This window comes from Streptomyces sp. NPDC051104, from assembly GCF_040682835.1.
In the GTDB taxonomy this organism is placed as follows: domain Bacteria; phylum Actinomycetota; class Actinomycetes; order Streptomycetales; family Streptomycetaceae; genus Streptomyces; species Streptomyces cynarae.
This window is the reverse complement of sequence record NZ_JBFBBS010000018.1, coordinates 111,594-137,732: the sequence shown is the minus strand read 5'-3', so window position 1 is coordinate 137,732 and position 26,139 is coordinate 111,594. Positions and strand designations below refer to the sequence as shown.

Genomic DNA, 26,139 nt, shown 5'->3' with positions numbered 1-26,139 from the left:
ACCGCGTGACCCGCGCGACCAACGGCGACGCCGCACTCAAGGAAGTGCTGCGCGGCCAGGTCGGTCTTCTGCTCCTCGACGTGCGCATGCCCAAGGTCAGCGGTCTCGACGTCGTGCGCTACATGCGGCGGGTGGAGCAGACCCAGCACATCCCCGTCATCCTGCTCACCGGCTTCGGCGTCGACGCCGAACTCACCTCCGCTGCCTTCGCTCTCGGTGTCGCCGACCTCGTGACCAAGCCCGTCGACCCCTGGGCCCTGCGCACCAAGGTCCGCTACCTCTACAACGCCCACCAGCGCTCCCGGACGCTGGAGCAGGAGGTCCGCGCCCTGCGCGCCCGGCTCAAGGAAGGCACCGTGCCCCCGGCACGCGCCCTGCCGCACCCGGAGCCCCGGCTTCCCGGCCAGCGCGACGACGACGCCACCGAGCCGCCCCGCGCACCCACCAGCGCACGCGACGACGGACGGACATAGGGCGTGTACCGGACCGCCCCTGTGCCCGCTCGGCGGCATCGGGCAGCATGTCCCCCATGTCCGTACTCACGCGCGACGAAGCGCAGACCCGTGCCCGGCTCCTCGACGTCCACCGCTACGCGATCTCCCTCGACCTGACCGGCGGCGACGAGACCTTCGACTCCCGTACCGTCATCGGCTTCACCGCCCGCACGGCCGGGGACACCTTCGTCGAACTCAAGCCCGCCGAGCTGCGCTCCGCGACCCTGGACGGACAGCCCCTCGACACCACCACTCTCGTCGAGAACCGGCTGCCACTGAAGGACCTCACCGCCGGCGAGCACGAACTGCGCATCGAGGCCGTCATGCGCTACTCCCGCACCGGCGAGGGCATGCACCGCTTCACCGACCCCACCGACGGCGAGACATACGTCTACACACAGCTGTTCCTGGACGACGTCCAGCGCGTCTTCGCCGCCTTCGACCAGCCCGACCTCAAGGCCGTCTTCGACCTCACCGTCAAGGCACCCGAAGGGTGGAGCGTCCTCGCCAACGGCATCACCACCCACGAGGGCGACGGCCTGTGGCGCGCCGCCACCACCCCCCTCATCTCCACCTACCTGGTCGCCGTCGCCGCCGGACCCTGGCACTCCGTCACCACCGAACACCGCGGGCTGCCCTTCGGCATCCACTGCCGCCGCTCCCTCGCCCCCCACCTCGACGCCGACGCGGACGAACTGTTCGAGATCACTCGCCAGTGCTTCGACCGCTACCACGAGAAGTTCGAGGAGCCCTACCCCTTCGACTCCTACGACCAGGCGTTCGTCCCCGAATTCAACGCCGGAGCCATGGAGAACCCCGGCCTCGTCACCTTCCGCGACGAGTTCGTCTACCGCTCCGCCGTCACCGACACCCAGCGCCAGACCCGCGCCATGGTCATCGCCCACGAGATGGCCCACATGTGGTTCGGCGACCTCGTCACCCTGCGCTGGTGGGACGACATCTGGCTGAACGAGTCCTTCGCCGAGTACATGGGCTACCAGACCCTCACCGAAGCCACCCGCTTCACCGACACCTGGACCGACTTCGGCGTCGCCCGCAAGGCCTGGGGCTACGACGCCGACCAGCGGCCCTCCACCCACCCCGTCGCCCCCGAAGCGGTCGACGACACCGCCTCCGCGCTCCTCAACTTCGACGGCATCTCCTACGCCAAGGGCGCCTCCGCGCTGCGGCAGCTGGTGGCCTGGCTCGGCGAGAAGGACTTCCTCGCCGGCATCAACACCCACTTCGCCCGCCACCGCTTCGGCAACGCCGCCCTCGCCGACTTCATCGACTCCCTCGCGAGCGCCACCGACCGCGACGTGCACGCCTGGGCCGACGCCTGGCTGCGCACCACCGGCGTCGACACCCTCACCCCGCACCTCACCCAGGCCGACGACGGCACCTACGCCCTCACCGTCGACCACGACGGCAGCCGCCCGCACCGCATCAGCGTCGGCCTCTACGACCACCACATCGCCGACGACGGCGCCCTCGCCCTGCGCGAACGCCTCGACGTCGACATCCCGCAGGCCGCGCCCCAGCCCCTCGGCAAGCGCCCCGACCTGCTCCTGCTCAACGACGGCGACCTCACCTACGCCAAGGTCCGCTTCGATACCGAGTCCTTCGAAACCGTCCAGAACGCTCTGGCCGGGCTGCCCCAGCCGCTCAGCCGCGCCGTCGTGTGGAACGCCCTGCGCGACGCCGTCCGCGACGGCCGGCTGCCCGCCACCACCTACCTGGACACCGCCCGCACCCACCTCCCGCACGAGACCGACCTGGCCCTCGTCGACGGAGTCCTCGCGTTCGCCTCCGGCCACATCGCCGACCGCTACCTGCCCTCCCCCAAGCTCTCGACTCCGCTCGAGCAGGGAGGTACCCCCATCGCCCGCCCCGCCGCCCTCGCCACCCTCACCGGACTGTGCCGCGACCTCATCCGCCGCACCGAGGACGGCGACAACCCGGGGCTGCGCCTGATCGCGGTGCGCCACTTCATCGACGCCGCCGCCCACCCCGACACCATCGCCGCCTGGCTCGCCGACGGAACCGTGCCCGGCGGACCCGAACTCGACCCCGAACTGCGCTGGCGCATCCTGGGCCGCCTCGCCGTCCTCGGCGCCGTCGACGAGGCCACGATCGCCGACGAACTCGCCCGCGACCCCAGCGCCACCGGCCAGGAAGGCGCCGCCCGCTGCCGCGCCGCCCTGCCCGATGAGGAGGCCAAGCGGCGCGCCTGGGAGGCGATGTTCACCACCGACGACCTGTCCAACTACCTGTTCACCGCCACGGCCCAGGGCTTCTGGCAGCCCGAGCAGGCCGACCTCGTCGAGGAGTACGTCGACCGCTACTGGACCGACGCGCCCGCCGTCGCCGCCCGCCGCGGCCCCGCCATCGCCACCGCCGCCGGCCGCTGGGCGTTCCCCCGCCACGCCGTGAACGAGGACACCCTCCGCCGCGGCGAACAATGCCTGCGCGAAGCGGACCCCACCCCGGCCCTGCGCCGCAGGCTCGTCGACGAACTGGACGACCTGGCCCGGGCGTTGCGCATCCGCGAGGCGTAAAGGGCCACCTCCCCACCGACCGGCGCCCGGCCCACCACCGGGCGCCGCCCGCGCGCCGCCCCCGCCACCCTTTCCGTTCCTCTCCTCACCGGGCCAGTACCTGCTTTCAGGTCTGATCGTTGTCCCCTTCGGGCGTGTCGAACCCCCTTGCCGCCAGGCTTGACTACCCTTGCCGCGCGCCCCGGGAGGACATCCCATGAGCTTGCCGCCCCTCGCCTCAGGACCCGACGGACCGAGCGCCCTGCGGCCGTTGCTCGCCACCGTCCTCGACGCCCTGCACGAGGGCGCACGAGCGCGCGGCGGCCCCCTGCCCGCCGGCGGCCCCACCGCGGTCGCCGCCCGGGTACGCGACGCCGTCGGCGACGTCCTGCCGGACAAGGGCGACCCGGACGCCGTACGAGCCCTGGTGCGCGCCCTCGCCGAGGGCGCCGCCGACCCCGCCGACCCGCTGTGCGCCGCCCACCTGCACTGCCCGCCCCTGGCCGTCGCCACCGCCGCCGACCTCGCCGCCTCGTCCCTCAACCCCTCCCTCGACTCCTGGGACCAGGCCCCGGCAGCCTCCGAACTCGAAGCGCTCGTCACCCGCGCACTCGCCCAAGAGGTCTACGCCGACACAGGCGCCCCGGAGGCGGAAACCGCCACCGCCCTCGTCACCACCGGCGGCACCGAAGCCAACCAGCTCGCCCTCCTCCTCGCCCGCGAAGCCCACGGCACCGTCCGCCTCGTCTGCGGGGCAGGCGCCCACCACTCCCTCACCCGCGCCGCCTGGCTCCTCGCACTGCCGCAGCCCGTCGTCCTGCCCACCCCGCGCGGCACCCTCGACCCCGCCGCCCTCCACGCCGCCCTCACCGACCTGACCGGCCCCCGCGGACCCGTTCTGGTAGCCGCCACCGCGGGCACCACCGACGCCGGCCTCATCGACCCCCTGCCCGCCCTCGCCGACCTGTGCGCCACCCACGGCGCCCGCCTCCACATCGACGCCGCCTACGGAGGCGGACTCCTCTTCAGCGACCGCCACCGCGCCCTCCTCACCGGCCTGGAACGCGCCCACACCGTCACCCTCGACCTGCACAAACTCGGCTGGCAGCCGGTCGCAGCGGGCCTCCTCGCCGTCCGCGACCCCCACGACCTGCACGCCCTGCGCCACCGCGCCGACTACCTCAACGCCGACGACGACACCGACGCCGGCCTGCCCGACCTCCTCGGACGCTCCCTGCGTACGACCCGGCGCCCCGACATCCTCAAGATCGCCGTCACCCTCAAGACACTCGGCCGCACCGGACTCGGCACCCTCGTCGACGAGGTCTGCGCCGTCGCACACGAGTTCGCCGACCTTCTGGCCGCCCACCCCGCCTTCGAACTGCACGCCCCGCCCACCATCAGCACCGTCCTGTTCCGGCCCACCGGAGCGTCCGACGACACCGTCGCCGCCGTCCGCCGCACCCTCCTGCACGACGGCCGCGCCGTCCTCGGCCGCGCCCGCCTCGACGGCCGCCTGTGGCTCAAAGCCACCCTCCTCAACCCCCACACCCGGCCCGGCGACCTGGCCGCACTCCTGAACCTGGTGGAAGGAAGCACGCCCCGATGACCACCCCGCCCCACCACGAACCCGACGCACCCCGCGACCTCGTCGGCATCGGCATCGGCCCGTTCAACCTCTCCCTCGCCGCCCTCGCCCACCCCCTCGCCGAACTCGACACCGCCTTCTACGAACAACGCCCCGGCTTCGACTGGCACCCCGGCCTCCTCATCGACGGCGCCACCCTCCAAGTCCCCTTCCTCGCCGACCTGGTGACCCTCGCCGACCCCACCAGCCGCTGGTCCTTCCTCAACTACCTCAAGGCCCGCGACCGCCTCTTCCCCTTCTACTTCGCCGAACGCTTCCACATCCAGCGCGCCGAATACGACGCCTACTGCCGCTGGGTCGCCGGCAACCTCCCCGGACTCCACTTCGGCCACCAGGTCGACGCCGTCCGCTGGAACCCCGACACCGATGTCTTCGAAGTCGACTACACCCAACTCGACGCAACCGGCCAGGCCCAAGCCCTCGGCCGCACCCACGCCCGCAACATCGTCCTCGGCGTCGGCACCGAACCCCACGTGCCCGAACCCCTCGAACCCCTCGTCAAAGCCCCCGGCCTACCCGTCATCCACGCCGCCGACTACCTCCAGCACCGCGACACGATCCTCGCCGCCGACCACATCACCGTCATCGGCTCCGGCCAGTCAGGCGCCGAAGTCTTCCTCGACCTGCTGCGCCACCGCCCCGCCGGCCGCGAGAGGATCCACTGGATCGGCCGCACCGAAGCCTTCGCCCCCATGGAGTACTCCAAGCTCGGCCTCGAACACTTCACCCCCGACTACACCCGCTACTTCCACGCCCTCTCCGAACCCGTACGCGACCGCCTCGTCTCCGCCCAATGGCAACTCCACAAGGGCATCGACGCCGGCACCATCGCCGCCATCCACGACGAGCTCTACCGCCGCACCCTGCACGGCGGCTGGCCCGACACCGTCCTCACCCCCGCAGTCCGCGTCCGCACCGCCGGCCGGGTCGGCACCACTCGAGTCGAACTCCACCTGGAACACGTCCAGCAGGACACCCGCTCCCGCCTCACCACCGACGCCGTCGTACTCGCCACCGGCTACCGCGAACGCCCCCTCGGCCGCCTCCTCGCCGGACTCGCCCCCCACCTGCACCGCGACTCCAGCGGCCGCCCCCGCATCGACGACCACTTCCGCATGACCCTCGACCCCACCGTCACCGGACACGTCTACGTCCAGAACGCCGAACTCCACACCCACGGCGTCGGCAGCCCCGACCTCGGCCTCGCCGCCTGGCGCAGCGCCACCATCCTCAACTCTCTCACCGGGAAAGAGCCCTACCCCCTGCCCCGCCGAACGGCCTTCACCACCTTCGGACTCCAGCAGCCCAATCGCATCCCGCCCAGCCGACGGCCCCAGATCCTCACCCCGCTCGTCGACGAACGGTAGAAGACGAGAAACCGGACGGCGCCGACACGAAACCCCGCGCCGGCGCCGCCCACCTGCCCTGCTCGAGCCTCAGAGGCTCTTAAAAGACAGGCGTGCCGTTCCGCGTCAGCCGCCAGTCCACCGACGCGAAGTCCTTCGGAGCCAGAACCCCCTTCGCGGTCACCCACTCCGCGATCCGGGTCCGGATCTCCGTCGACTCCGACCACAACTCCCTGGCGGACGCCACATACGGGAAGGCGCCACCACCGTTCGCGCGATAGTTGTTCACCGCCAGCACGAACTGCTGCCCATCGTCCAACGCGGCACCGTCGAAGGACAGATTCCTGATCCGCGAACCGGCCGGCCGCGCGATGTCGATGTCATACGCCAGACCCGAGACGTAGTCGTAGTTGTAGTCCGGCCGACCGCCCGCGTTCGTCAACTTCTCCACATCGACCGGGGCGTCCGCCGCCGTCTGCACGAAGTACTCCGCCGAGTACTCCAGGTACGCCCGGAGCTGCGTACCCGTCATCAGCTTCGCCACCAGCGTGTTGTCATACATGTACAGACTCGACAGATCCCGGATCGTCACATCCCCCGCCGGGATCTCGGACGTCCGCGAGAACGGCGACGCCTGCGCGATCACCGGCAACGACGCGAACTCCGTGCCCGCCAGCGCCGCCCTGACGACGTCCTCCTGCACCTTGGTGATCAGATCGATGATCGGCGCGTCCTTGTACCGCGCCTCCACCGTCGTGAGCGCCTGCGTCGCCTTGCCGACCACCTGATTGACATACGTCACCACGGCGGCATGCGCGTCCGACAGCAGCTTGGTGATCTTCGGGTCGTCGACGACCGTGTTCGAGTTCCGCAGCGACGCCGACACCGACTCGACCTCCCACCGACCCTTGTCGAACACCAAGTCGATGTCGAACAGCGTGAGACGCTCCGCGTAGCACAGCGGCTCGGAGAGGACGACCGTCTTCCCCGTCCGCTCATTGGTGACCCTCAGCTCCGGGATCTCCACATGCGCGTGCCCCACCAGAATCGCGTCGATACCCGGCACCTGCCGCGCCACATTCGCGGCCGCGTTCTCCACGTACGGCACCTGGTCACCGTACGACGACGTGCCCGACGCACCTGAGTGCGCCGACACCACGACCACATCCGCACCCATCGACCGCAGCCTCGGCACCCACTTCGCCGCCTGCTCCTCCAGACCCGGAAACGTCAGCCTGCCCTGCACATACCCCTTGTCCCAGATCGCGATACCAGGATTCGTCAGACCGAGCACCGCGACCTTCACCGGCGGAGCGCCCGGCACACGGAACGTCTTCATGAAGTACGGCGGGAACGCCGGCCGCTGAGTCCTCGCGTCCAGCGCGTTCGCACCCAGCAGCGGGAAGTCGCACTGCGCCTCGAACTTCCGCAACGTCTCGATGCCGTAGTTGAACTCGTGGTTGCCCAGCGCCACCGCGTCGTACCCGATCGCGTTCATCGCCCGCGCCATCGGATGCACCGGGCCGCCCTCGGCGGTGATCGGATCCACCTTCGCGTAGTAGTACGTCAGCGGCGTGCCCTGGATCGTGTCACCCGCGTCCAGCAGCAGCGTGTTGCAGCGGCCCTTCTCTTCGCGCACCTGATTCACCAGCGTCGAGATCCGGGCCAGCCCCTGCGCGTTGCCCGCCTTGTCCGCGAACTCCGCGTCCTTGAAGTAGTCCCAGTTGAAGACGTGACCGTGCAGATCCGTCGTCCCCATCACGGTCAGCGCATACCGCTTGCGGCCCCTCCCCGCCGGCGCGGCCTCGGCCGCCGGAGCCGCCGCGGCACCCGCCAGCGCCACCCCCGCCCCGGTCGCAGCGGATCTCCTCAGAAACTTCCGGCGGTTCAACGGCATCTCTCGAACTCCTCGGGAAAAGGTCAACGACGCGCGTAGATTCTGACCCGAACATGACCAACGGCAACAGTCCCCGCAGGTTTCGATCTGATGACCTCCACGGCTGCGAAGCAGCCACCCCGGAGATCCCGCCCCCTCGACCTTGGGCCCCGGCGCCAGTGAATATGCCGCGACAATTTCCCCGGATGCTCATCGGAGCGGGATGCCGCACAATTCAACACTTGGCAGCAAGGCTTCACTCAAAGGTTGTTGAGTAGTCACGCGCGACCAATTCTCTACCGGCCGGTAAGTCATAGGCTCGCACCATGCGCCGAGCAAAGATCGTCTGCACTCTGGGCCCCGCAACCGACTCGTACGACCAGATCAAGGCGCTGGTCGAAGCCGGAATGGACGTCGCCCGCTTCAACCTCAGCCACGGCACCTACGCCGAACACGAGGAGCGCTACCAGCGCGTACGAAAGGCCGCCGACGAAACCGGCCGCAGCGTCGGAATCCTCGCCGACCTTCAGGGCCCGAAGATCCGACTCGGCCGCTTCACCGAAGGCCCCGTACTCCTTGAACGCGGAGACACCTTCACCATCACCGTCGAAGAAGGCGCCGAGGGAGATCGCCAGACCTGCGGAACCACCTACGCCGGACTCGCCACCGACGTCACCCCCGGCGAACGCATCCTCGTCGACGACGGCAAGGTCTGCCTCCAGGTCACCGCCGTCGACGGCCCCCGCGTCCACACCACCGTCGTCGAAGGCGGCATGATCTCCGACCACAAGGGACTGAACCTGCCCGGAGTCGCCGTCTCCGTCCCCGCACTCTCCAAAAAGGACGAAGACGACCTCCGCTGGGCCCTGCGCACCGGCTTCGACGTCATCGCACTCTCATTCGTACGCAGCGGCCGGGACATCAAGGACGTCCACCGCATCATGGACGAAGAAAGCCGCCGCCTCCCCGTCATCGCCAAAGTCGAAAAACCGCAGGCGGTCGAGAACATCGACGACATCGTCGCCGCCTTCGACGGCATCATGGTCGCCCGCGGCGACCTCGGCGTCGAAATGCCACTCGAACAGGTCCCGATCGTCCAAAAGCGCGCCATCAAGCTCGCCAAGCGGAACGCCAAACCCGTCATCGTCGCCACCCAGATGCTCGACTCGATGATCGAGAATTCCCGCCCCACCCGCGCCGAGGCCTCCGACGTGGCCAACGCCGTCATCGACGGCACCGACGCGGTGATGCTCTCCGGCGAGACCAGCGTCGGCAACTATCCCATCGAAACGGTCAAGACCATGGCCCGCATCGTCGAGGCCGCCGAGGAGGACCTCCTCGCCAAGGGCCTGCCGCCCCTGACCGACAGCAACAAGCCCCGCACCCAGGGCGGCGCCGTCGCCCGCGCGGCAGCGGAGATCGGCGACTTCCTCGGCGCGAAATTCCTCGTCGCCTTCACCCAGTCCGGCGACACCGCCCGCCGCCTCTCCCGCTACCGCTCCCCGATCCCGCTCCTCGCCTTCACCCCCGAGCCGGCGACGCGCTCGCAGCTCAACCTCACCTGGGGCGTGGAGACGTTCCTGGGACCGCACGTGGACTCCACGGACGCGATGGTCGACCAGGTCGACGAACTGCTGCTGAAGTACGGCCGCTGCCAGAAGGGCGACGTGGTGGTGATCACGGCGGGCTCGCCGCCCGGGGTGTCGGGCTCGACGAACATGGTCCGGGTGCACCACATCGGCGAGGACGACAGCCCGAAGTAGTCGGTCAGTACTCGGGGCCTACGTGGGCGTCGAGGAGGGCGACGGAGGCTTTCTTGGCGACGGAGATGTTGTACGGGTTGCCGTTGCGGGTGCAGTGCGTCCACTCGACGCCGAGCTTGTCGAGGGTGTCGGTGTACAGCCGGCGGATGTCGTCCGAGACGTTGGTGAAGAAGTACCGCGGATACTCATAGCGCTTGCGCTCACCGCCGATGAGCCGGGTGGTCCAGTTGGTGGTACGGCAGCCGTCCGAGTGGATGAGACCGCGGATGAATTCCCAGGGGTGGGCGTCCACGATGGCTTGCTGCCAGGGTTCGAGGGCGATGCGGCGCTCGTGCTTCTTGCCGGGGCCGTGCTGAGGGAGCAGGCATACCCAGTGCTTGGTGTAGGACTTCACGTCGACGCAGCCTGCCCGTTCGAGACGGCTCACATTAGGCCAAGGCAGGACCCTGCGCATGGCTTCCTCGGCGGCGCCAGTCCGGGCCACGAAGCAGTGCACATGACCATGAGGTAGTGCTGCTTCGGCTTGGAGATGATATAGCCGTCGCCCAGGTAGAGACCCAGCAGGTAGGCGTAGGCTGCAAGGTCTTGTGGGATGGTTGGCGTGTCTTGGCAGCGAACGCAGGGCGGAGTCCGGGATAGGGGCTCTAGTCGTGTCAGCCAACACGTGATCGCGTGCCGGGAGATGCCCATTTCTTTGCTGACGGAGTTCAGGCTGCGTCCCTGCGCCACCAGAGCCAGTGCTCGCTTGCGCGTACCCATGTCGTACATATGGGCACTCTGTGCGACTGGACGTTTCAACACGCAGCAAAAAGCGGATGTTCACGAGAATGGGAACATCCGCTTTCTAGGCCGTGCCTTGGAATCAAAGGGAAAGTGCCCCGGGTGGGATTCGAACCCACGCTGTCGGTGGTTTGAGCACCGTGTCTCTCCCGCTGGACTACCGGGGCTTCCTGAAAAACGAAGGTTGGCGGTCACCCGCCGTGCCCCACCTTACCGCAGCTAGGTAGGCTCTTGTCAGCAGTACCTGCCTGCCCTGGACCAAGGAGCCTCCGTGACCGCCCCCGAGTCGCCCCAGCCCGTTGCCGACGACGACAAGTCGCACGTGCCTCCGCTGACGACCCGTGTCGTCATCGCCGAGGACGAGGCGCTCATCCGGCTCGATCTCAAAGAGATGCTCGAGGAGGAGGGCTACTCGGTCGTCGGTGAGGCCGGCGATGGCGAGCAGGCCGTCGAGCTGGCCCGGGAGCACAAGCCCGACCTTGTGATTCTGGACGTGAAGATGCCGAAGCTCGACGGTATCTCCGCGGCGGAGAAGATCGCCGAGGAGCGTATCGCCCCGGTGCTGATGCTGACGGCGTTCTCGCAGCGTGATCTGGTGGAGCGGGCGCGGGACGCGGGTGCGATGGCGTATCTGGTGAAGCCGTTCAGTAAGAGTGATGTCGTTCCGGCCATCGAGATGGCTGTCTCGCGGTTCACGGAGTTGAAGGAGCTGGAGAAGGAGGTCGCGGACCTCTCGCAGCGCCTGGAGACCCGGAAGCTGGTGGACCGGGCGAAGTCGATCCTTCAGACGGAGTACGGGCTGACGGAGCCGGCTGCGTTCCGGTGGATTCAGAAGACGTCGATGGATCGTCGTATGTCCATGCAGCAGGTGGCGGAGGCTGTCATTCAGGACGCGGAGGAGAAGAAGGCCGCCAAGGGCTGACATCCCTGCCGGTGCAGCGGAGAGGCCCGCACCCCGTGGCTACGGGGTGCGGGCCTCCTCGTATGGCCGAAAACGCGCGCTCAGTCCTCGCCGAGGTACGCCTTGCGTACCGACTCGTCGTGCAGCAGGTCTTGGCCCGTCCCCGAGAGGACGATGGTGCCGACCTCCATGACGTGCCCCTGGTCGGCCAGGGACAGTGCCGCCTGGGCGTTCTGCTCGACGAGCAGGATGGTCGTGCCCTGGGACTTCAGCTCGGCGATCGTCGCCATGATCTTCTGCATCATGATCGGGGAGAGGCCCATGGAGGGTTCGTCGAGCATGAGCAGCTTGGGCTGGGACATCAGCGCGCGGCCCATGGCCAGCATCTGCTGTTCGCCGCCGGAGAGGGTGCCCGCGGCCTGCTTCCTGCGTTCTCCGAGGATGGGGAAGAGGTCGTAGGCGCGCTGGATGTCCTTTTCGATGCCTGGCTTGTCGTTGCGCAGGAACGCTCCGAGTCTGAGGTTGTCCTCGATGGTCATGCGGGGGAAGATGTGCCGCCCTTCGGGTGAGTGGGCGAGGCCCAGGGAGACCACCTGGTGGGCGGGGATCTTCTTCAGTGACTTGCCGTTGAATTTGATCTGTCCGCCGACGGGCTTCAGCAGGCCCGACAGGGTGCGCAGTGTGGTGGTCTTGCCGGCGCCGTTGGTGCCGATGAGGGTGACGACCTGGCCGGCGTCGACCTTGAAGGAGATGCCCTTGACGGCTTCGATCTTGCCGTAGGCGACTCGGAGGTCTTCGACTTCGAGCAGTGCGGTCATCGGTCGTTCTCCTTGCCGGGCGCGGCGTCCGTCGTGGTCTCGGCCGCTGCTTCGGCGGCTTCGACTTCGGCGATCTCTTCCTCGCCGGGGGCGTTTTCGAAGGGTTCGCCGAGGTAGGCGGCGATGACGCGTTCGTCTCCCTGGACGGTGGCGCTGTCGCCTTCGATGAGTTTTTCGCCCTGGACGAGGACGGCGACGCGGTCGCAGAGGTTGAAGATGAACCGCATGTCGTGCTCGATGACGAGGATGGCGATGCCTTTGTCGCGGATGGCGAAGACCAGTTCCTCGGTGGCGCGGGTTTCCTGCGGGTTCATGCCGGCGGTGGGTTCGTCCAGCAGGAGCAGGCCGGGTTCGCTGGCCAGCGCTCGTGCGATTTCGAGCTTGCGCTGTTCGCCGTAGGGGAGGTTGCGGGCGAGGTGTTCGGCCTTGTCCGCGAGGCCGACGAACTCGAGGAGTTCCATGGCACGTTCGCGGGAGGCTGCTTCGGCCTTGTGGAATCCGGGGCCGCGCAGGACGGCGGACCAGAAGCCTTCCTTGGTGCGGGTGTGGCCTCCGACGAGCACGTTCTCCAGGACCGTCATGTTGGCGAACAGGCGGATGTTCTGGAACGTGCGGGCGATGCCTGCGGCGGTGACCTTGAAGGACTTGGGCGGCAGGATGTTGCCTTTGTAGCGGACTTCGCCTTCCGTGGGGACGTACAGGCCGGTCAGGCAGTTGAAGAAGGTGGTTTTGCCGGCGCCGTTGGGGCCGATGAGGCCGACGATCTCGCCGCTGTTGACGGTCAGGTCGACGCCTCGTACGGCGGTGAGTCCGCCGAAGCGCATGGTGACGCCGCGTGCGTCGAGTACGACCTCGCCGGGGGCGGTGGCGCCCGGGGTGGCGTCCTGGGTGGTGGTGTCGGTGGTCATGGTGGTCAGGCCCCTGTCGTGCTGAGGACTGTGGGCGCTTCCGCCTCTTCGTGGAATTCCAGTTGGCGGCGGCGGTTCGGGATGAGGCCCTCCGGACGGAAGCGCATCAGCAGGATGAGTGCGAGACCGAAGGCGAAGAGCTGGTAGTCGCCGAGGAATTGGAGCTTGTTGGGGATGAGGAAGAGCAGTGCGGCGCCGATGAGGGGGCCGCTGATGGTGCCCATGCCGCCGAGGACGACCGCGGCGAGCAGGAAGGCGGAGTTGGGTGGGATGGGGCCGGCGAAGAGGTACTGCTCGGGTGTGACGGTGTAGGTGACGTGGGCCTGGACGGTGCCGGCGAGGCCGGCGAGGGAGGCGCCGACGGCGAAGGCGATGAGTTTGACGCGGAAGCCGTTGATGCCCATGGCGAGGGCGGCGGTCTCGTCCTCGCGGATGGCGACCCAGGCCCGGCCGATGCGGGAGTTGCCGCTGCGCCGGAAGACGAGCACGACGACGGCGGTGATGATCAGCATCAGGAAGAAGTAGTTGGCGAAGCGGCCGATGTTGAACCCGGCGATGTCGTGCTCGGCGCCGAAGTCGAAGCCGAGGATGTCGAGGTTCGGGATGGACGCGATGCCGTTGGAGCCGTTGGTGAGGTCGGGTCCGGAGGTGCCGTCGAGGTTGTTGGCCGTGATGCGGAAGATCTCACCGAAGCCGAGGGTGACGATGGCGAGGTAGTCGCCGCGCAGGCGCAGGGTGGGGGCGCCGATGAGGACGCCGAACACGAGGGAGGCGACGGCGCCGATGAGGACGGCGGCCCAGAAGGGGAAGTGGACGTGGAAGGGCGAGTTGGGGGAGCCGGATACCAGGGCCGCGGCGTAGGCGCCGACGCCGAGGAAGGCGACGTAACCGAGGTCGAGGAGGCCGGCGAGGCCGACGACGATGTTCAGGCCGAGGGCGACGGTGGCGAAGATGAGGATGTAGACGCCGAGGGTTGCGTACTGGTCGTTGGTCTGGGTGAAGGGGAACAGCGCCGCCGCGACGAACGCCCCGCAGGTGGTGATGTTCTGGTGGCGGGCGGTGAGCTGGGAGGCCTGGCTGATCAGGCCGGCCTTGTTGAGGGCCGCGAAACCGAGGCCGGCGGTGAGCAGGAAGCCGATGAAGAGTTCGTCGTACTCGGTGCCGATGCCGTAGGTGAAGACGGTCAGCCCCAGGGCCAGGATCGCGACGATGATCAGGATCTCGGCGTAGGAGGACAGTTTGCCGAGGGGACGCGGGGTGCCGGAGGCGAAGGCGGCCTTGACCGTTGCCCATTGGTGGGCGGCCCGGTGCTTGAAGTGTTCCCAGGTGGTGTCGTCGGGGTCGACGGGGTCGGGCTCGGGCCGCTGGAAGGGCAGGGCCAGGGAGCCGATCAGCGCGGCCAGGCTGGTGACGGCCACGAGGTAGCCGCCGGGCTCCAGGTTGACGAGTCCGCCGAGTTCGACGCTGATCGCCAGGACCGTGTACCAGGCGGTGGCGAAGGTGGTGAGGGCGGCGAACTTCAGGGCCCCGTCGGCGCCGGCGGGGACGAGCCAGCCCAGGCCCTTGAGGCCGTAGGAGGCGAGGGCGAACAGGGTGGTGAGGACGCCGCCGATGAGGACGAGGACCTGCAGGCCGCCCGGGTAGCCGTAGACGGTGAGGTCGCCGGGGAAGTCGGCGGTCCAGGTCCAGGAGAGGAAGGTGGAGAGGATGGTGAGGGTGCCGCCCACGGTGGCGACGGCGCGGCCGATGCGCGGCGGGATGCCGATGAGTCCGGAGGGGACGCCGGTTGGGGGGGTGCTGGGGGTGTCGAGTGCGGTGGTCTGTGTGGTCATCGGTGTCACGCCCTGTCCGCGACGCGCTCGCCGAGCAGGCCCTGTGGCCTGAACAGCAGCACGAGAATGAGGAGTACGAACGCCCAGACGTCTGCCCAGGACTGGCTGCCGAACTTCTCCATACCGGGGAGGTCGGCGATGTAGGCGGTGGCCAGGGTCTCGGCGACACCGAGGACGACGCCGCCGATCATGGCTCCGTAGATGTTGCCGATGCCACCGAGGACGGCCGCGGTGAAGGCCTTGAGGCCGAGGATGAAGCCCATGCGGAAGTCGATCTGGCCGTACTTGAGGCCGTAGGCGACGCCGCCGATGGCGGCGAAGGCGGCGCCGAGGGCGAAGGCGACCACGATGATGCGGTCGGTGTCGACACCCATGAGCTTGGCGGTGTCGGGGTCCTGGGCGGTGGCCTGCATGCCGCGTCCGGTGCGGGTCCTCATGACGAAGTAGGCGAGGACGGCCATGCTGATGAGGGCCGCGACGATGAGGAAGACGTCACCGGTCTGGATGGTGACACTGCCGAGGTGGAAGGGGCCCCCGTTGATCTGCGGGAAGGTGCGGGCGGATTTGGCCTCGGGGTACCAGGCCCAGACGGCCTGCTGGAGGGCGAGGGAGAGGCCGATGGCCGTGATGAGAGGGGCCAGGCGGGGGGCGTTGCGCAGAGGCCGGTAGGCGAACCGCTCCGCTCCCACGGCCACGAGGACGGCGACCAGGACGGCGCCGATGAGCATCAGTGGCAGGGCGACCCACATGGAGGTGCCGTCGGGCAGGATGTACGCATAGACCGTGAGGGCGCCGAACGCCCCGGTCATGAAGATCTCGCCGTGGGCGAAGTTGATGAGCTGGACGATGCCATAGACCATCGTGTAGCCGATGGCGACCAGCCCGTACATGGATCCCAGTAGCAGGCCGTTGACCAGCTGCTGCGGCAGTTCGTTCACCGCATGTCCTCCGAGACGTTCGGAAAAGTTCGACGGATGTGGCCGGATGCGAGTCCGCGCGGGGCGCCAGTGGAACAGCGCCCCGCGCGGCTCGTGAGGATGGTGCGGGCGTGGTCAGCCGGTGAAGGTACCGGACTTGACGGCCGTGAAGGCACCGTTCTTGACGGCGTACACGGTGAGCTGCTTGTTGGTGGCGTCACCGAACTCGTCGAAGGAGACCTTGCCGGTCACACCGTCGAAGGAGACGTTCTGCATGGCGGCGGTGACCTTGGCGCGGGCGTCGGAGGGGAGCTTGCCGCCGTTGTCCTCGACGACCTTCTTCACGGCCTCGATGATCGCCCAGGCGGAGTCGTAGGAGTAGCCGCCGTAGGCGGAGTACGCGTCCTTGTAGCCGGCGGCCTTGTAGTCGGAGACGAACTGCTTGGCGGAGGGGAGGGACTCGACGGGGGCGCCGACCGAGGTGGCGAGGTCGCCGGTGCTCTCGGGACCGGCCAGCTTGCCGTAGGTGGCGTCGTTGATGCCGTCGCCGCCGACGAGCGGGATCTTGGCACCGGCGGCCTTGATCTGCTTGCTGAGCGGGCCTGCCTGCGGGTACTCGCCGCCGTAGTAGACGACGTCCGCACCCGAGTTCTTGACCTTGGTGGCGACCGCGGAGAAGTCCGTGGTGTCGGGGTTGATGTGCTCGGTGCCGACCACCGTGCCGCCGAGCTTCTTGAACTCCTCGGTGAAGGTGCCGGCGAGGCCCGCGCCGTAGGTCTTCTTGTCGTCGATGACGAAGACCTTCTTCTTCTTGGCGTCGTTGTAGACGTACTGGGCGGCGAACGGGCCCTGGATGGCGTCCGTGGTCGCGGTGCGGAAGTACGACTTGTAGGGGCGCACCTTCTTGGTCTGCCAGTCCGCGCCCTGGGTGAGGGCCGGGCCGGTGTTGGCCGGGGAGACCTCGACGAGCTTGGCGTCGTCGAAGACCTTCTGCATCGACTCGGCGACGGAGGAGTTCAGCGGGCCGACGACGCCGAGGACGTTGCTGTCGGCGACGAGCTTGGTGGCGTTCTGCTGACCCTGGGACGGCTGCTTCTGGTCGTCGAGGGCTTCGATCTTGAAGGTGATGCCCTTGACGTAGTTCTGCTTGTTGGCGTTCTTGGCAGCGAGGTCGGCCGAGTTCTTGATACCCAGGCCCATGGCGGACAGGTCGCCGGTCAGCGGGGCGTCGACTCCGATGGTGACGGTGGTGCCGCCGCCGGACGAGCCCTTGTCGCCGCTGTCGCGCGAGCCGCAGGCGGTGAGGGTGAGTGCTCCCGCCGCCAGCGCGGCGGTGATGGCGATGAGCGAACGTTGACGCACGATCAGTCCTTTCCCTGGCACGGCCCTCCCCCCTGGAAGCGGCCGAGTCGAGCGCTGGGCCGAACTGACATTCAGACCGCGCGGTGACTGGCCGTGACTCTAAGCGGGTGTGGGGGAGGTAAAGGAGAGGTTGAACGAGGCTGTGACGCTCTTGTTATGACACCGGGTAATGGAGAGCGGTACTGGGTGGGTGGAAGAGCGGAATTCGGACTGATTCGCCCGGTCCGCATAGTGAGAACTCGCAGGACGTGCCGGGGTGTGTTCAGGCGTCTCGGCGGTTTTGGTGATTACGTGGAACGGTTGCTGCAGGCGACTTGCAGGGCTTCTGAGAGGTCGTGCGCATACCGTGACCCAGGTATGTAACTGTGAGCCTCTATTACGCGCTTATTACGCAGAGTTACGTCCAGGAAAGGGAGTCCGGCGTTCTCCGGTGCTTTCCCGCAATCCGTCACGCGCATGGTGATAGTGATCTTGCGCCTGGATCCTGCCGCTGTCCGGAAAGGGACGGCGGGCTCGGAGGTCAGTGACAGGCCTGCGTAGGGCTGGGCTATCCGTGTCACGGTGACCGCTGGGCCGGACTGCACGCGCAGTGCGACCTCGAAACTGAAGCTCCCGGCGGGTGCTCCCCGGGGTGCGGCCTCGGTGTGCAGGTAGGTGATGTCGACCACCTGGGAGGGGTACGGCGGGGCCGGCGCCGGTGGCTTGTGGGGTCTGGTCGCATAGACATAGCCGCCGCCCGCGAGGAGGACGGCGGCTGTCGCGGCCGTGAGGACCGCACGGCGGTGCCGGTCGGACAGCCGGGCCAGAGGCCCACGGCGGACACCGGGCACGTCGTCCGTATCCACGTCCCCCGCGTGTGTGCCCTCGCCCGGCTCGAGGGGGCCCACGCCGCTCAACTCCACGGGCCCTTGCTCGGGCCGCCGGTGCGATACCAGGCGGCACACCCCTCGCGGGCCTGACGGCCGATCAGCTTGCTGGCGGCTTCGGGGATTTGAAGCCTCTTCTCGGCTCGCGCGGCGTCCACGACCGTCCGGAGGATCTCGTACTGACCGTTGGAGAGCCCCATCGACTGGTGGTCCCCGTAGGTGTGGGTGTCCAGCACCTTGCGCGACCAGTGGGCGACGACCCGCGTGCACAACTCCTCGTCCGGCGTGGCCCGTGGTGACGTCGAGGGGGAGGCGGCCCGGCTCGTGGCGTCGCTCTGGCCGGAGGTGCGGCAGCCGGTGGCCACCGCGCTCGTCAGCGGCGCCAGTCCGAGCCACACTTCGCACGCCGTCAGCCCCGGCCGGGGGACTCCTCCCGTTCTCATGCCATGACGCTAAGCCGCCGGGAGTCCGGGGGCAACGGCGGTGCGGGGATGGGCTTTCGCGGCTCAGTCCGCCGTGCGCAGGTGCGTCTCGTCGCCGGGCTGCACGTCTCGCAGCAGGCAGGTGAGGCGGGCGGTGCACACGCGCTTGCCGTTCTCGTCGCTGATGACGATTTCGTACGTCGCCGTGGAGCGCCCCCGGTGGACGGGGGTGGCCACGCCGGTGACCAGGCCCGAACGCACCCCGCGGTGGTGGGTGCAGTTCAGGTCGACACCGACGGCGATCTTGGAGCTGCCGCCGTGCAGCATGGCGCCGACCGAGCCGAGGGTCTCGGCGAGGACGGCGGAGGCGCCGCCGTGGAGCAGTCCGTACGGCTGGGTGTTGCCCTCCACCGGCATGGTGCCGACGACGCGCTCTGCGGACGCCTCGACGATCTGGACGCCCATCCGCGTGCCGAGGTGCCCGGCGGAGAAGAGGGCGGGCAGGTCGACGCCGAGCGCGGCGTACTCGTCGACGACTTCCTGGGGGAACTTCACGGTGTGCTGCTCGCCCATGGGGCACGGCTCCGTTCGTGGTGATCGGTCACTCGACTGTGGCTGAGCAAACGCTCAGTCGGTCGCCGATTGTTCCAGGCGGACCACCACGGACTTGCTCGCGGGGGTGTTGCTCGTATCGGCGGTGGCGTCCAGCGGGACCAGCACGTTGGTCTCCGGGTAGTAGGCGGCCGCGCAGCCCCGCGCGGTGGGATAGTGCACGACGCGGAAGCCGGGGGCGCGCCGCTCGACGCCGTCCTTCCACTCGCTGACCAGGTCCACGTACGAGCCGTCCGCCACGCCCAGCGCCCGGGCGTCCTCGGGGTGGACCAGGACGACGCGGCGGCCGTTCCTGATCCCCCGGTAGCGGTCGTCGAGGCCGTAGATCGTGGTGTTGTACTGGTCGTGGGAGCGCAGGGTCTGCAGCAGGAGCCGGCCCTCGGGCAGCCTCGGGTGCTCCACGGGGGCCGCCGTGAAGTTGGCCTTGCCGGTGGCGGTGGGGAAGCGGCGCTCGTCGCGGGGGGCGTGGGGGAGCGCGAATCCGCCCGGGCGGGCCACGCGCGCGTTGAAGTCCTCGAAGCCGGGGATCACGCGCGCGATGCGGTCGCGGATGGTCGCGTAGTCCTTCTCGAACTCCTCCCACTGCACCTTGCTGCCGTCGCCGAGCACCCGGCGGGCGAGGCGGCACACGATGGCCGGCTCGGAGAGCAGGTGCGGGCTCGCGGGCTCCAGACGGCCGCGGGAGGCGTGCACCATGCCCATGGAGTCCTCGACGGTGACGAACTGCTCGCCGCTGCCCTGAAGGTCGCGCTCGGTACGGCCGAGGGTGGGCAGGATCAGGGCGCGCGCGCCGGTGACCGCGTGCGAGCGGTTCAGCTTCGTCGACACGTGCACGGTCAGGCGCGCGCGCCGCATGGCGGCTTCCGTCACCTCGGTGTCGGGGGAGGCGGACACGAAGTTGCCGCCCATCGCGAAGAAGACCTTGGCCTCGCCGTCCCGCAGGGCGCGGATGGCGCGGACGACGTCGTAGCCGTGCTCGCGCGGCGGCGCGAACCCGAACTCCTTCTCCAGGGCGTCCAGGAAGGCGGGCGCGGGCCGTTCGAAGATGCCCATCGTGCGGTCGCCCTGCACGTTCGAGTGACCGCGCACCGGGCACACGCCCGCGCCGGGGCGGCCGATGTTGCCGCGCAGCAGCAGGAAGTTGACCACCTCGCGGATGGTGGGAACCGAGTGCTTGTGCTGGGTCAGGCCCATCGCCCAGCAGACGATGGTGCGCTGCGAGGCGAGGACCATCCCCAGGGCCTTCTCGATCTCCTCGCGCGTGAGTCCGGTCGCCGTGAGCGTCTCGTCCCAGTCGGCGGCGCGGGCGGCCTCCGCGAACTCCTCGAAGCCGTGGGTGTGGTCCCGGACGAACTCCTCGTCGACCGCGCCCTCCGTGTCGAGGATCAGCTTGTTCAGGAGGCGGAAGAGGGCCTGGTCGCCACCGATGCGGATCTGCAGGAACAGGTCGGTGAGCGCGGCGCCCGCGGTGAGGCCCTTGGGTGTCTGGGGGTTCTTGAACCGCTCCAGGCCCGACTCGGGCAGAGGGTTGACGCTGATGATGCGCGCGCCGTTCGCCTTGGCCTTCTCCAGGGCGGAGAGCATGCGCGGATGGTTCGTGCCGGGGTTCTGCCCGGCGACGATGATCAGGTCCGCCTTGTAGAGGTCCTCGAGCAGGACGCTGCCCTTGCCTATGCCGATCGTCTCGGAGAGCGCCGAGCCGGACGACTCGTGGCACATGTTCGAGCAGTCGGGCAGGTTGTTGGTGCCCAGCTCGCGGGCGAACAGCTGGTAGAGGAACGCGGCCTCGTTGCTGGTGCGGCCGGAGGTGTAGAAGACGGCCTGGTCGGGGGAGTCGAGAGCGGCGATCTCCTCGGCGATGATGTCGAAGGCGCGCTCCCAGGTGACCGGCTCGTAGTGGTCCGCGCCCTCCGGCAGGTACATGGGGTGCGTCAGCCGCCCCTGCTGGCCCAGCCAGTAGCCGCTGCGGCCGGCGAGGTCGGTCACCGGGTGCGCGGCGAAGAACTCGGGGGTGACCCGGCGCAGGGTGGCCTCTTCGGCCACCGCCTTCGCGCCGTTCTCACAGAACTCCGCCTTGTGCCGGTGGTCCGGCTCGGGCCAGGCGCAGCCAGGGCAGTCGAAGCCGTCCTTCTGGTTGACGCGCAGGAGCGTCAGCGCGGTGCGGCGCACGCCCATCTGCTGCTGGGCGATGCGCAGGGTGTGCCCGATCGCCGGCAGCCCCGCCGCGGCGTGCTTGGGCTCGGCGACCTGCGGCGCGTCCTGAACCGGATCGCCCATGGGCGGCTTACTGGCCATCGCGGCCCTCCCCTTCGCGTACACCTGTGACCTGTGTCTCCGCATCCTCGCACGCGCCACCGACATCGCGGATGCGCGGGTTCGGGGACGGCGGCGGCAACGGCTGCGGACGACGGCGCGCGAGCCGGGGACCGTGTGCGAGCGGGGGTGAGCGACCAGGACACCGTGCCCCCGGTCGCACCGCACCCCATAGCCGTAGCTCCCTAACCCACGGGTCCCGCCCGGGTTCCCCGGCCGCTCATCGGCCGCGGGCCCGGGCGGCCGGGGCCGAGTGTCAGTGGGGCGTGGCAGGATCGGGGGCGTGGCAGAGACAGCATCGAAGCAGACCGACAAGACCACCGGCGGCGACCGTCCCCGGCTGATGCTCATGGACGGGCACTCCCTGGCCTACCGCGCGTTCTTCGCGCTGCCCGCGGAGAACTTCACCACCGCGACCGGCCAGCCGACGAACGCGATCTACGGTTTCGCGTCGATGCTGGCCAACACGCTGCGCGACGAGTCGCCCACGCACTTCGCGGTGGCGTTCGACGTCTCCCGCAAGACGTGGCGCTCGGAGGAGTTCACCGAGTACAAGGCGAACCGTTCGAAGGCCCCGGACGAGTTCAAGGGCCAGGTGGAGCTGATCTGCGAGCTGCTGGACGCCATGCACGCAGCCCGCTTCGCGGTCGAGGGGTACGAGGCGGACGACGTGATCGCCACGCTCGCCACCCAGGCCGAGGCAGAGGGCTTCGAGGTGCTGATCGTCACCGGCGACCGCGACTCCTTCCAGCTGGTCAGCGAGCACACGACGGTGCTGTACCCGACCAAGGGTGTCTCGGAGCTGACCCGGTTCACCCCGGAGAAGGTGTTCGAGAAGTACGGGCTGACGCCGGCGCAGTACCCGGACTTCGCCGCCCTGCGCGGCGACCCGTCGGACAACCTGCCGGGCATCCCGGGCGTGGGTGAGAAGACGGCGGCGAAGTGGATCAACCAGTTCGGCTCGTTCGCGGAGCTGGTCGAGCGCGTCGACGAGGTCAAGGGCAAGGCCGGGCAGAACCTGCGCGACCACCTGGAGTCGGTGAAGCTGAACCGCCGGCTGACCGAGCTGGAGCGGCAGGTGGAGCTGCCGAAGGCGGTCGCCGACCTCAGGCGTGCCGCGTACGACCGCAAGGCCGTCGCCATGGTTCTGGACACCCTGGAGATCAGGAACCCGTCGCTGCGGGAGCGGCTCTTCGCCGTCGACCCGGGCGCCGAGGATGCCGAAGCGCACCCGGTCGTGGCGGACGGCGTCGAGCTGGACGGGGCGGTCCTGGGCGTGGGCGAGCTGAAGCCGTGGCTCACCGAGCACGGCACGCAGGTCCTGGGTGTCGCCACGGTCGACTCGTGGGCGCTGGGCACGGGCGCGGTGGCCGAGATCGCGCTCGCCGCGGCCGACGGCGCGGCGGCCTGGTTCGATCCGGCGGAGCTGGACGAGGCCGACGAGAGGGCGTTCGCGGAGTGGCTCGCCGACCCGGCCAGGCCGAAGGTCCTGCACAACGCCAAGGGCGCGATGCGCGTCCTTCCCGAGCACGGCTGGTCCCTTCAGGGCGTGACCATGGACACGGCGCTCGCCGCGTACCTGGTCAAGCCGGGCCGTCGTTCCTTCGCGCTGGACGCGCTCTCACTGGAGTACCTGGGCCGTGAGCTGGCGCCCGCGGCCACGGCGGACGGACAGCTGGCCTTCGGCACGGACGAGGGCGCCGAGGCCGAGGCGCTGATGATCCAGGCCCGGGCGATCCTGGACCTCGGCCAGGCGTTCGAGGAGAAGCTGCGGGAGGTCGGTGCGGCGGATCTGCTGCGCGACATGGAGCTGCCCACCTCCGCGCTGCTGGCCCGGATGGAGCGGCACGGCATCGCCGCGGACCGTGCGCATCTGGAGACCATGGAGCAGATGTTCGCGGGGGCCGTCCAGCAGGCGGTGAAGGAGGCGTACGCGGCGGCGGGGCACGAGTTCAACCTGGGCTCGCCCAAGCAGCTCCAGGAGGTCCTCTTCGGCGAGCTGGGCCTGCCGAAGACGAAGAAGACGAAGACGGGCTACACGACGGACGCGGACGCACTCGCGTGGCTGGCGACCCAGACGGACAACGAACTGCCGGTGATCATGTTGCGCCACCGGGAGCAGGCGAAGCTGCGGGTGACGGTCGAGGGCCTGATCAAGACGATCGCGACGGACGGCCGCATCCACACCACGTTCAACCAGACGGTCGCCGCGACGGGCCGCCTGTCGTCGACGGACCCGAACCTGCAGAACATCCCGGTGCGCACGGACGAGGGCAGGGCGATCCGCCGGGGCTTCGTGGTCGGTGAGGGCTTCGAATCCCTGATGACCGCGGACTACAGCCAGATCGAGCTGCGCGTGATGGCCCACCTGTCCGAGGACGAGGGCCTGATCGAGGCGTTCACCTCCGGGGAGGACCTGCACACCACGGTCGCCTCCCAGGTCTTCGGGGTCGGCCGTGACGCGGTCGACGCGGAGATGCGGCGCAAGATCAAGGCGATGTCGTACGGCCTGGCGTACGGGCTGTCGGCGTTCGGCCTGTCCCAGCAGCTGAACATCGAGGCGGCGGAGGCACGGGCGCTGATGGACACGTACTTCGAGCGGTTCGGCGGGGTGCGGGACTATCTGCGCCGTGTGGTGGACGAAGCGAGGGCGACGGGCTACACCGAGACGCTCTTCGGCCGTCGGCGCTATCTGCCCGACCTGAACAGCGACAACCGCCAGCGCCGGGAGATGGCCGAACGGATGGCGCTGAACGCCCCGATCCAGGGCACGGCGGCGGACATCGTCAAGATCGCGATGCTGAACGTGGACCGGGCGCTGCGTGAGGCGGACCTGAAGTCCCGGATGCTCCTCCAGGTCCACGACGAAATCGTGCTGGAGATCGCCCCGGGCGAACGGCAGCAGACGGAGGAGTTGGTCCGCCGGGAGATGGCAGCAGCGGTACGGCTGCGGGCGCCACTGGACGTCTCGGTGGGCTACGGGACGGACTGGGAGTCGGCGGCGCACTAGTCGCAAGGCCGTGAAGTTTGCGGCTGGTGCACGTCGTCAAGGGCCTGGGAGCGCGAGGATTTCGATGCTGGTAGTGGCCTTGTAGCTGGTGCGGTCGATGCGGGGGCCTCGGGCCTGGTACTTGGAGATGGCGCGTTTGACGATGCGGGGGCTGACTCGTAGCCGCCGCTGGGGCAGCAGGCCGGCCAGGACGTGTCGGCCGATGGTGCCGACGAGATCGATGACGGTGTCGGTGATGACGTCTGCGGCCAGGACGAGCTGGTCGCGGGCGGCTTGCCAGGCGACGCTGAAGCTGGCCCGGTCGGGGTCGATGCCCGCTTGCGTGCTGGTCGCGTCGCTCATGGCGGTGCGTAGGAGCTGGTAGGGCCTTGGGGACTAGTCCGCGACGGGCCGGGGGGATCGGCCTCGGGGCGTCGGCGGAGTCGCCCCGGTCTCCGGGGGGAGCGGCGGGTGACCTTGACCGGGGCCGGTCGGCCACCGCGGAGCCGGGCCGGGTCGGGCGGCCACCGCCGAGGCGGCCCACCGGCCCCGCCCGCCTGGGGCTCCCCCGGCGCCGGTGACCCGGCGGCCCGGCTCGGATCCGTGGGGGCGCAGGCTGAGGGCAAAGCAGTCGTCAACTCGCGGCAGCCCTGTCCGCGCAGGCCACCCGGGTCACCCTAGAAGATCAGCGAGACGCCGATCGGGCCGGTTCCCGGTCCGCGCGCCGGCGGTCCCTGGTCGTGCGCCGCAGGGCCCTGACGCCCGTCACATACAGCGCCATTCCCACCGCGAGGCCCGCGCCCGCGCCGAAGCACGTCGGCGGGATCACCTCCCACGGTTTCGCGTGGGTTCCCCAGTAGGCCCACCACCGTGACGCCCGCTGGACCGCCCCCGCCGCCGCGCACCCGCCGATCACCGCCGCCGCAAGCCACCGGTCCGCCCACGACAGCACCGGCAGCGCCGACACCGCCGACGAACCGGCGGACGCCCGCCGCAGCGCGACCGCCACGAACACGGCGATCACTACGGCCGCCACGGCCGAACTCCCGTACTGCAGATACGTGTACCGCGGCGTACCCGCGATCGGCCGCGTCAGCCAGGGCAACAGCCGTACCCCCCACCGGCCGATGTGTGTGAACGCGTCCCACACCACATGCGTCAGCGCACCCAGCACCGCGGAGACGTACCACCGGGCCACGAGTGCGAACGAGACCTTGCGCGGCGGTGTACCGCAGTGCGCCAGCGCCGCCACCCGCCCCTGCGCCGCCGGCGGCAGCAGCGCCACCAACGGCTCCCGCAGAACCAGCCACAACCCCACCAGCGCCCACGCGATGAGCACATCGACGGTGAACACCCCTGTGAAGGAGTGCGTGACCGTACCGAACTCCATCCCCCCGGACACCACGCTCGCCGCGAAGTAGGTCATGTCGGGCGCGAACGATCCCGCGACAAGAACGGCGGGTACCAGCCGCCCGCGTCCGGACCCGTCCCCGCGCACGGCCGGCAGGACGGCCGCGGCATGGCTGAGGGTGAACGGCACGACGCCTCCCGCCGCAGATGTTGACCGAGCACAACCACCCGGCGATCACGAACGTCCAGTATGAGGGACGCATGAGAAAGGTGAGGCGACCCACCCTCCTTCTGTGTCCACCCCAAGCGGACATGACCAACTGGTGAAAACCGGGCACCAACCGGTGTCGCCGCGTCGCAAGTTGTCGTAGGGTCACCTGGTCGCCCCGCACGGGTGCGTGGTCG

The 26,139-nt window shown here is 69.4% G+C and carries 19 protein-coding genes, 1 tRNA gene and 1 pseudogene; 7 read left to right on the top strand and 14 right to left on the bottom strand.

Annotation, left to right across the window (positions count from 1 at the left end; translation table 11 throughout):
• The 4 genes from AB0N14_RS24135 to AB0N14_RS24120 form a co-directional block, all read left to right on the top strand.
• The coding region (locus AB0N14_RS24135; RefSeq protein WP_366027776.1) for a response regulator at positions 1 to 473 on the top strand (473 nt) is incomplete at its 5' end.
• A 56-nt stretch (positions 474 to 529) separates the two neighbouring features.
• Positions 530 to 3,052, top strand: a complete 2,523-nt coding sequence (gene pepN / locus AB0N14_RS24130; RefSeq protein WP_366027775.1) for an aminopeptidase N — start codon at positions 530 to 532, stop codon at positions 3,050 to 3,052.
• A gap of 196 nt (positions 3,053 to 3,248) precedes the next feature.
• On the top strand, positions 3,249 to 4,640 hold the full coding sequence (locus AB0N14_RS24125) for an aminotransferase class V-fold PLP-dependent enzyme (RefSeq protein WP_366027774.1): 1,392 nt from the start codon (positions 3,249 to 3,251) through the stop codon (positions 4,638 to 4,640).
• Entirely contained in the window at positions 4,637 to 6,046 is a 1,410-nt protein-coding gene (locus tag AB0N14_RS24120; RefSeq protein ID WP_366027773.1) for a SidA/IucD/PvdA family monooxygenase, read from the top strand. The genes AB0N14_RS24125 and AB0N14_RS24120 overlap by 4 nt, the downstream gene beginning before the upstream one ends.
• Positions 6,047 to 6,125: 79 nt before the next feature.
• Here the strand turns inward: AB0N14_RS24120 and AB0N14_RS24115 are convergent, their stop codons facing one another.
• Entirely contained in the window at positions 6,126 to 7,922 is a 1,797-nt protein-coding gene (locus AB0N14_RS24115; protein WP_366027772.1) for a 5'-nucleotidase C-terminal domain-containing protein, read from the bottom strand.
• A gap of 305 nt (positions 7,923 to 8,227) precedes the next feature.
• Here AB0N14_RS24115 and pyk point away from each other — a divergent pair, with 305 nt between their 5' ends.
• Entirely contained in the window at positions 8,228 to 9,664 is a 1,437-nt protein-coding gene (gene pyk, locus AB0N14_RS24110; protein WP_366027771.1) for a pyruvate kinase, read from the top strand.
• 4 nt (positions 9,665 to 9,668) lie between these two features.
• Here the strand turns inward: pyk and AB0N14_RS24105 are convergent.
• Positions 9,669 to 10,432, bottom strand: a pseudogene (locus tag AB0N14_RS24105) (transcriptional regulator).
• A 106-nt stretch (positions 10,433 to 10,538) separates the two neighbouring features.
• Positions 10,539 to 10,611: transfer RNA gene (locus AB0N14_RS24100), tRNA-Leu, on the bottom strand.
• A gap of 104 nt (positions 10,612 to 10,715) precedes the next feature.
• On the opposite strand from AB0N14_RS24100, the gene AB0N14_RS24095 reads away from it, so the two are divergent.
• Complete coding sequence (locus AB0N14_RS24095) at positions 10,716 to 11,366, top strand: response regulator (protein ID WP_366027770.1); 651 nt, start codon at positions 10,716 to 10,718, stop codon at positions 11,364 to 11,366.
• An 80-nt stretch (positions 11,367 to 11,446) separates the two neighbouring features.
• Here AB0N14_RS24095 and AB0N14_RS24090 read toward each other — a convergent pair whose 3' ends face one another.
• From AB0N14_RS24090 to AB0N14_RS24050, 9 genes are all read right to left on the bottom strand, one after another.
• Positions 11,447 to 12,163, bottom strand: coding sequence for an ABC transporter ATP-binding protein (locus AB0N14_RS24090; RefSeq protein ID WP_366027769.1), 717 nt, complete (start codon positions 12,161 to 12,163; stop codon positions 11,447 to 11,449).
• Positions 12,160 to 13,071 (bottom strand): ABC transporter ATP-binding protein, encoded by a 912-nt coding sequence (locus tag AB0N14_RS24085; RefSeq protein ID WP_366027768.1) that lies wholly within the window; start codon positions 13,069 to 13,071, stop codon positions 12,160 to 12,162. Before AB0N14_RS24085 ends, AB0N14_RS24090 begins: the two co-directional genes overlap by 4 nt.
• A 5-nt stretch (positions 13,072 to 13,076) precedes the next feature.
• The gene (locus AB0N14_RS24080; RefSeq protein ID WP_366027767.1) at positions 13,077 to 14,903 is read right to left on the bottom strand and encodes a branched-chain amino acid ABC transporter permease; all 1,827 of its coding nucleotides are present in this window, start codon (positions 14,901 to 14,903) and stop codon (positions 13,077 to 13,079) included.
• A gap of 5 nt (positions 14,904 to 14,908) precedes the next feature.
• The gene (locus tag AB0N14_RS24075; protein WP_366027766.1) at positions 14,909 to 15,841 is read right to left on the bottom strand and encodes a branched-chain amino acid ABC transporter permease; all 933 of its coding nucleotides are present in this window, start codon (positions 15,839 to 15,841) and stop codon (positions 14,909 to 14,911) included.
• A gap of 114 nt (positions 15,842 to 15,955) precedes the next feature.
• Positions 15,956 to 17,182 carry a branched-chain amino acid ABC transporter substrate-binding protein gene (locus tag AB0N14_RS24070; protein WP_366027765.1) on the bottom strand — a complete coding sequence of 409 codons (1,227 nt, stop codon included), beginning with the start codon at positions 17,180 to 17,182 and terminating at the stop codon, positions 15,956 to 15,958.
• A gap of 287 nt (positions 17,183 to 17,469) precedes the next feature.
• Entirely contained in the window at positions 17,470 to 18,078 is a 609-nt protein-coding gene (locus AB0N14_RS24065) for a Tat pathway signal sequence domain protein (protein ID WP_366027781.1), read from the bottom strand.
• A complete protein-coding gene (locus AB0N14_RS24060; RefSeq protein ID WP_366027764.1) occupies positions 18,075 to 18,491 on the bottom strand; it encodes a hypothetical protein in 417 nt (138 codons plus the stop codon). Before AB0N14_RS24060 ends, AB0N14_RS24065 begins: the two co-directional genes overlap by 4 nt.
• Positions 18,492 to 18,554: 63 nt before the next feature.
• Positions 18,555 to 19,043, bottom strand: coding sequence for a hotdog fold thioesterase (locus tag AB0N14_RS24055; RefSeq protein WP_366027763.1), 489 nt, complete (start codon positions 19,041 to 19,043; stop codon positions 18,555 to 18,557).
• Between the two features lie 54 nt (positions 19,044 to 19,097).
• Positions 19,098 to 21,377, bottom strand: a complete 2,280-nt coding sequence (locus AB0N14_RS24050) for an FdhF/YdeP family oxidoreductase (RefSeq protein ID WP_366027762.1) — start codon at positions 21,375 to 21,377, stop codon at positions 19,098 to 19,100.
• Positions 21,378 to 21,678: 301 nt separating this feature from the next.
• Between AB0N14_RS24050 and polA the strand changes: the two genes are divergently transcribed.
• Entirely contained in the window at positions 21,679 to 24,405 is a 2,727-nt protein-coding gene (gene polA, locus AB0N14_RS24045) for a DNA polymerase I (RefSeq protein ID WP_366027761.1), read from the top strand.
• Positions 24,406 to 24,441: 36 nt separating this feature from the next.
• On the opposite strand, the gene AB0N14_RS24040 is transcribed toward polA, so the two are convergent.
• Complete coding sequence (locus AB0N14_RS24040) at positions 24,442 to 24,747, bottom strand: hypothetical protein (RefSeq protein ID WP_366027760.1); 306 nt, start codon at positions 24,745 to 24,747, stop codon at positions 24,442 to 24,444.
• Between the two features lie 322 nt (positions 24,748 to 25,069).
• On the bottom strand, positions 25,070 to 25,924 hold the full coding sequence (locus AB0N14_RS24035) for a DUF4184 family protein (protein WP_366027759.1): 855 nt from the start codon (positions 25,922 to 25,924) through the stop codon (positions 25,070 to 25,072).
• Positions 25,925 to 26,139: the final 215 nt, after the last annotated feature.

Bases quoted from the DNA above. Each gene is read 5' to 3' on its own strand.
- AB0N14_RS24055 (WP_366027763.1), bottom strand. From the start codon at position 19,043: ATGGGCGAGCAGCACACCGTGAAGTTCCCCCAGGAAGTCGTCGACGAG.
- AB0N14_RS24090 (WP_366027769.1), bottom strand. From the start codon at position 12,163: ATGACCGCACTGCTCGAAGTCGAAGACCTCCGAGTCGCCTACGGCAAG.
- AB0N14_RS24115 (WP_366027772.1), bottom strand. From the start codon at position 7,922: ATGCCGTTGAACCGCCGGAAGTTTCTGAGGAGATCCGCTGCGACCGGG.
- AB0N14_RS24050 (WP_366027762.1), bottom strand. From the start codon at position 21,377: ATGGCCAGTAAGCCGCCCATGGGCGATCCGGTTCAGGACGCGCCGCAG.
- pyk (WP_366027771.1), top strand. From the start codon at position 8,228: ATGCGCCGAGCAAAGATCGTCTGCACTCTGGGCCCCGCAACCGACTCG.
- AB0N14_RS24080 (WP_366027767.1), bottom strand. From the start codon at position 14,903: ATGACCACACAGACCACCGCACTCGACACCCCCAGCACCCCCCCAACC.
- AB0N14_RS24060 (WP_366027764.1), bottom strand. From the start codon at position 18,491: ATGAGAACGGGAGGAGTCCCCCGGCCGGGGCTGACGGCGTGCGAAGTG.
- AB0N14_RS24085 (WP_366027768.1), bottom strand. From the start codon at position 13,071: ATGACCACCGACACCACCACCCAGGACGCCACCCCGGGCGCCACCGCC.
- AB0N14_RS24040 (WP_366027760.1), bottom strand. From the start codon at position 24,747: ATGAGCGACGCGACCAGCACGCAAGCGGGCATCGACCCCGACCGGGCC.
- AB0N14_RS24120 (WP_366027773.1), top strand. From the start codon at position 4,637: ATGACCACCCCGCCCCACCACGAACCCGACGCACCCCGCGACCTCGTC.
- pepN (WP_366027775.1), top strand. From the start codon at position 530: ATGTCCGTACTCACGCGCGACGAAGCGCAGACCCGTGCCCGGCTCCTC.
- AB0N14_RS24125 (WP_366027774.1), top strand. From the start codon at position 3,249: ATGAGCTTGCCGCCCCTCGCCTCAGGACCCGACGGACCGAGCGCCCTG.